The sequence below is a fragment of the Pseudanabaena sp. UWO311 genome (assembly GCF_006937785.1).
Lineage (GTDB): Bacteria > Cyanobacteriota > Cyanobacteriia > Pseudanabaenales > Pseudanabaenaceae > Pseudanabaena.
The window spans coordinates 21,291-27,290 of sequence record NZ_SJEE01000047.1; the positions used below are offsets into that span (position 1 = coordinate 21,291).

Below are 6,000 nucleotides of genomic sequence, written 5' to 3' on the forward strand. Positions count from 1 at the left end.
ATAGCAGCTCCGGGATTTGAACCCGGGACCTACGGATTATGAGACCGTCGCTCTAACCACCTGAGCCAAGCTGCCGTGCGTTTCTTAATATAGCATAACTGACGTAAATATTTTGCAATATTAGCTTGGTAATCAGCAATTCTCATTATAAAAATCGTTTTTTTAAGCCCGCCGCAGGCGGGCTTAAAAAAACGATTTTGGTATTTTTCACAATTTGCCATAACACATAGTCCCTTTGTGGTGAAACTCAATACACCGTCCAGCGACTGGATCAAAGATCCACGTATCCCAATCTTCAGCCACAATTTCTTCTAGAGAAAGCTTGACCAACTCCAACGGCATTTCTAGAATTGGATGAGCAGCCAGGAACCAGACTATATTTACAATGGGATTCCCAAGCTGCTGGGTTTGACAAAGTGAATGAAAGGCAGAAATAACTTGATCACCCCAACTCTCACAAATACTCCCAGACACCTTTTGCCAATCTATCTGACCACATTGCCAAGGCAATGATTGACTTAGCCATTGCTCAAGGCGATTGCATATATCAGTATTTGGTAAAAATATTTTGCAAGCGTCTAAGGAAATACCCAGCGAAATCAGTAATTGCTGAGATTCTTTTAACTGCGATCGCTGTCGAAATTCTGCTAATTTTTGTGCTAGTTTAGCCTTGCGTTCTGATGAATTAAGCATCTGCTTCATCACTACTCGGTTATGTTACCTCTTAAAGCCTTAATCTCTCCCCGCTTAGTTTTATTATCGATCCGTCGATTTTGAGCACTCCGTGATGGTTTTGTGGGTTTACGTTTAGTTGGAACGATTGCCACACTTTGGATTAACAACTGAAGACGTTTTAGAGCATCTTCTTTATTTTGCTCTTGTGTACGATGCTGTTGGGCTTTGATAATCAGAATGCCATCTTTGGTAATGCGTCGATCGCTTAAGCTGAGTAAGCGTTCTTTGTAAATAGGCGACAGGGAAGATGCATTGATATCAAAGCGCAGATGAATCGCTGTCGAAACTTTATTAACATTTTGACCACCAGCACCTTGCGATCGGATGGCAGTAATACTAATTTCGTCGATCGCTATAGATTTATGTTTGGAGATTTGGAGCATGAAATTATCTAAAGCGAATCTATCTGTCTACTGTGCATATTTTATAGTGAAATAACAAAAGGGACGTGGGATCAAAGCACCGACTTTTATTTTTTAGTTAAATCAACAAAATAATAATTCTTCGCCAGAGCGATCGCTATGATCGATCTGCTCAACTGATGCACCATAGGCAGCCTGAATATTTGCTGGAGTAAGAACTTGGCGAGGGCTACCACTAGCAACTAAATGACGATTGAGTAGTAATAACTGATCATAACGATCAAGACTATCACCCCATTCATGGCAACTAATTAGTAAGGTCTTACCCTCTTGCTTTAGCTCATTAAGGATATTCCACATTAACGCCTCAGTCTTTTTATCCACTGCGGTCATTGGCTCATCTAGCAACAAAATATCAGCCTGTTGCGCTAAAGCTCTTGCTAAAAATACACGCTGCTGTTGTCCACCTGAAAGCTGCTTAATAGGGCGATCGCGCAAGTCATAAAGTTCTACACGCTCCAATACTTCACGCACAATTTCCTTTGATTGGCGGCTGGTTTTCCCGAACCATCCACTATGCAAAGTACGCGACATCATCACCACATTCCAGACAGTCACAGGATAGTCCCAATCAATCTGCGATCGCTGGGGAAGATAGGCAATTTTTTGGCGCTGCTGCTTAAGTGGTCTTTCTTGATAAAAAACCTGTCCTCTTTGAGAAGGAATCAAATCCAGCATCGACTTGAGTAATGTGCTTTTACCAGCTCCATTGGGGCCAATCAATCCAACTAATGATGAAGATTTGAGACTAAAAGAAATATCTAACAAAGCTGAAGCTTCGCGATAGTTAACAGACAGGTTTTGCACTTCAAGCATAGATGCTGATGCTCAAACAATGATAATCGTTTTCAAAACTATACCTATAATTTAGCACTCTGCCAACAAAAAAAGGAAGCGTGTTAATCACCCTTCCTTTTTCAAAGACTCTATACATGTACTCAAAGATGTAATTACACTTTTAAGAATTGAAATTTAAACCCAGTCACGTTTTTGAATTTACTGAATTATCAAGACGGCGTTGCCATTGTGATGTAAAAACGCCAAGTCTAATATGACATAAAACCCAAGAGTTATTTGGCGGCGCGGAGCGCCGCCAAATAACTCTTGGGTTTTAATTAGTAAATGTAGCAATAACTGATATTATTCAGCGTTTTGAGTAGCTTTTACTGCGTAGTAACCAAGCAAAGTAGCAACTGTGAAGCCAGCAAAGAAGAGTGTAAATAATACGCTGATACCGCCAGTAATACCAACCTGAGCAAGAATACCTTTACCAGTCGCAACTTCGTTAGCAAACCCTGCAACTAATCCAATCATTGCCATACGACCATTCCAAGTTTCGGCAAAATTACTGAAACCAAATACGCCTGCCCCTGTAGGATTTACGTTAAGACCTACTGCTTTGTTTACAGTTGTGGAAGTATCCTTATCCTTAGATGAAATATTTGTTGGTGTGACTACCATGATTAATTACTTTCCTACAGAAGTTTTATATTAATTAATTAAACTTTATATTTAATGTAAACAAATGTAAATCTACCATCAGAAATATGCCCTACTGCCTCAACCCTAGCTGCCAAAAGCCAAATAATCCCGAAGGCGGGAGGTTTTGCATAAATTGTGGCAAAAACCTACAGCTTAAGGGATTGTACGAGGCGATCTCTTTCCTTGGGCAGGGCGGCATGGGGCGGACTTTTCAAGCCAAAGATCTAGGACGATTGGGTCAGCTTTGTGTAATTAAACAATTTCTGCCACAGTTTCAAGACCCTGATCTAATGAAAAAAGCGATCGCTCTATTTGAAAGTGAAGCTGCCCAACTCAAAGCATTAGGCTCTCATCCACAGATCCCTGAGTTAATCGCCTATTTTGAAGAAGATGGATGTCTATATCTAGTTCAAGAACTCATTGTAGGTGAAAATCTCTACATCGAATTGCAGCGTAATGGCATATTTAGCGAAGCACAGATTTATGAATTACTAGCAAATATCCTGCCAGTTCTTCAATTCATCCATGATCGACAAGTTATCCATCGCGACATCAAACCCGACAATGTTATCAAGCGATCTTTACAATCTTCAGAGCGAGGTCAAGAAGAAAGGAACGCCGATTACAAATCACCAATTACGAATACTCCTGAAATCAGTTTTGCTCTAGTTGACTTCGGAGCAGCCAAAGCCATTACAACCGATACGACCAATCGCACAGGAACTTTAATCGGCAGCGCCGAATATATCGCTCCTGAACAAGCAAGAGGAAAGGCTATTCCTCAAAGCGATCTCTATAGTTTGGGAGTAACCTGCATTTATCTACTGACAGGGATTTCCCCATTTGATCTATATGATGATGAAAGCGATCGCTGGATTTGGCGAGAAAAACTACAAACTTCCATATCTAGTCATTTAGCAGGAATTCTCAATCGGCTCTTAGAAAGAGCGATCGCTAATCGTTATGGTTCTGCTACAGAGGTCTTGAATGATCTCCAATTTGCAACAATTAGCTCAGGTATTAATTCCAACAATCTAGGAGTTAGCTATATTAATCAACATAACAACCCTCAGATAAAGAAATTAATTGAAGCTTTAAATTTAGGTCAATGGCAAGAAAGCGATCTACTTACTAACACAATCATTTTAGAACTCGCAAATAAAAATAGAATTGCCGAATTAACTTCCAGTGACATCGATCAGATTTCTTGTGATGTGTGGATAGCGATCGACCAAGCATGGATACAAGCTAGTGATAATCGCTTTGGTTGGAGTATTCAGCAACGAATATGGAAAAGTCTTAGCGGCAGGTTGATCTATGAAGAAAATAACTACTGGGAATTTGCCAAGGTCTATGAGAAGTTTGCTGATCGCGTTGGATGGCGCAAACCACGTTGGTTAAATCTGGAATTTTCTCCAAAGATTTGGCGTAAATATGAGAATCTAACCTTCAAGATCTCTGCACCACGAGGTCATTTGCCAAGCCTGTTTTTTTGGGAAGGATTTAATCTGGTCGATACAGTTCTCTATCGGCTAGAAATCTGCCGTCAAAGTATGGACAATTCGTAAATTACACCTACTTTGATAGACTGATTCGAGTAATAGCTATTTTAAGGCTTCTTGAATTATGGCAAAATCTATCAAAAAACTTTTTAGCTACGCGATCGCAGCTCTTATGACCTGCTTACTAGCAGTGGCTTGCACCCCAACAAACAACTCCACCACAACCACCCCTACTAATAGCCCCACCACGAGCGGCAATCAAAACCCAATCTCCATCGGTATCGCCGTTGCCCAAACCAGCAATGTCGCTTTGCTTGGACAAGAACAAGTCATTGGCGCTAAAATTGCTGAGGCTTATTTCAACAAAAAAGGTGGTATCAATGGCACACCAATTCGCTTAGTCTTCCAAGATACCGCAGGTGATGAACAAGGCGCAATTAATGCCTTTAACACACTAATTTCCCAAGATAAAGTTGTAGGTATAGTTGGACCTACACTTTCACAACAAGCCTTTAGCGCTGACCCAATCGCTGAACGCGCAGGGGTTCCCGTGATTGCGCCATCAAATACTGCCAAAGGCATTCCTCAAATCGGCAAATATATTGCACGGGTTTCAGCTCCTGTAGCCGTTGTAGCTCCTAATGCGATCGATGCAGCACTCAAAATCAATCCCCAAATCAAGAAAGTCGCAGTCTTCTTCGCCCAAAACGATGCTTTCAGCAAATCGGAAACAGGTACTTTTCAGGAAACAGTTAAGCAAAAAGGTCTAGAACTAGCAACAGTACAAACCTTCCAAACTACTGATACCGATTTTCAATCTCAAGTTACTAATGCAATTAATATCAAACCTGATTTAATTATCATTTCAGGGCTATCTGCTGATGGTGGAAATCTGGTAAAACAATTGCGTGAGCTAGGTTACAAAGGTCTAATCATCGGCGGAAATGGGTTAAACACATCCAATCTTCTGCCAGTATGTAAAGCTCTCTGCGATGGCATCATCATTGCTCAAGCCTATAGCCCTGAGATGAAGAATGAAATCAATACTAATTTTCGCAAACTCTATACTGAACAGAACAAAAAAGAACCACCACAGTTTACAGCTCAAGCATTTACAGGTGTACAAGTATTTGTTGAAGCGTTGAGTACTCTAGATAAAACGACCAAGATATCTACACTAGCTCTGCCACAACTTCGCACCCAATTAAATGACACATTGTTGACAGGTAAATACATAACTCCTCTTGGAGAGATATCTTTCACTCCTGAAGGCGAAATTGTCCAGAAACAATTTTTTGTAGCTCAAATTAAAATGGAACCTGACGGCAATAGCGGCAAGTTCACATTCATCCAGTAATACTTTTCTATTCTCAGTAAATGATTAGGGTTACGCAGCTTTGCCATGCAACCCTAATCATTTACTAGGATAATTTCTATCATTTGGGAAGTATGATTAAAATTAAAATTTTGTCTAAGGAAACTCTAAAGAAAACATGATCTACATAATCGACTCCAAAAGATAGCAGCGGACGGAGCCCGCCGCTATCTTTTGGAGTCGATTATTTTGTGTGAGTCCCTAATACAACATCTGTTCGACGAAAGCGAAAAACGGTAAGAATCACTTCGTGATTCTTACCGTTTTTCGCGATTTGCGCTATGCTCCGCATTGCGCAAATCGCAATATTGAACTCGCGTTAATACAGATGGCAATAGCCATATCAACAAAGAAGAGAAAGCAAAAAGCGAGGAGGAGGGAGATAACAATGTTATCTCCCTCCTCCTCGCTTTCTTAAAATTAAGCTTGGCATCGAGCTATTTTCCCGTAGAGCTACCCCTAAAGTATCTTCACCGTGACAGCG

The 6,000-nt window shown here is 40.6% G+C and carries 6 protein-coding genes and 1 tRNA gene; 2 read left to right on the plus strand and 5 right to left on the minus strand.

Annotated elements, in window-relative coordinates; genetic code table 11:
• Position 1: 1 nt before the first annotated feature.
• The 5 genes from PseudUWO311_RS22720 to PseudUWO311_RS24770 form a co-directional block, all read right to left on the minus strand.
• A tRNA-Met gene (locus PseudUWO311_RS22720) sits at positions 2–75 on the minus strand.
• A gap of 132 nt (positions 76–207) precedes the next feature.
• A complete protein-coding gene (locus tag PseudUWO311_RS22725) occupies positions 208–693 on the minus strand; it encodes a hypothetical protein (RefSeq protein WP_142657505.1) in 486 nt (161 codons plus the stop codon).
• Between the two features lie 11 nt (positions 694–704).
• Complete coding sequence (arfB, locus tag PseudUWO311_RS22730; RefSeq protein WP_142657506.1) at positions 705–1,118, minus strand: alternative ribosome rescue aminoacyl-tRNA hydrolase ArfB; 414 nt, start codon at positions 1,116–1,118, stop codon at positions 705–707.
• A gap of 102 nt (positions 1,119–1,220) precedes the next feature.
• Positions 1,221–1,973, minus strand: a complete 753-nt coding sequence (locus PseudUWO311_RS22735) for a metal ABC transporter ATP-binding protein (protein ID WP_142657507.1) — start codon at positions 1,971–1,973, stop codon at positions 1,221–1,223.
• A 324-nt stretch (positions 1,974–2,297) separates the two neighbouring features.
• The gene (locus PseudUWO311_RS24770; protein ID WP_223807703.1) at positions 2,298–2,618 is read right to left on the minus strand and encodes a chlorophyll A-B binding protein; all 321 of its coding nucleotides are present in this window, start codon (positions 2,616–2,618) and stop codon (positions 2,298–2,300) included.
• 86 nt (positions 2,619–2,704) lie between these two features.
• On the opposite strand from PseudUWO311_RS24770, the gene PseudUWO311_RS22745 reads away from it, so the two are divergent.
• Both PseudUWO311_RS22745 and PseudUWO311_RS22750 read left to right on the plus strand, forming a co-directional pair.
• Positions 2,705–4,207 (plus strand): serine/threonine-protein kinase, encoded by a 1,503-nt coding sequence (locus PseudUWO311_RS22745; protein ID WP_142657508.1) that lies wholly within the window; start codon positions 2,705–2,707, stop codon positions 4,205–4,207.
• Between the two features lie 58 nt (positions 4,208–4,265).
• On the plus strand, positions 4,266–5,498 hold the full coding sequence (locus PseudUWO311_RS22750) for an ABC transporter substrate-binding protein (RefSeq protein ID WP_190303626.1): 1,233 nt from the start codon (positions 4,266–4,268) through the stop codon (positions 5,496–5,498).
• The last annotated feature ends 502 nt before the right edge of the window (positions 5,499–6,000 follow it).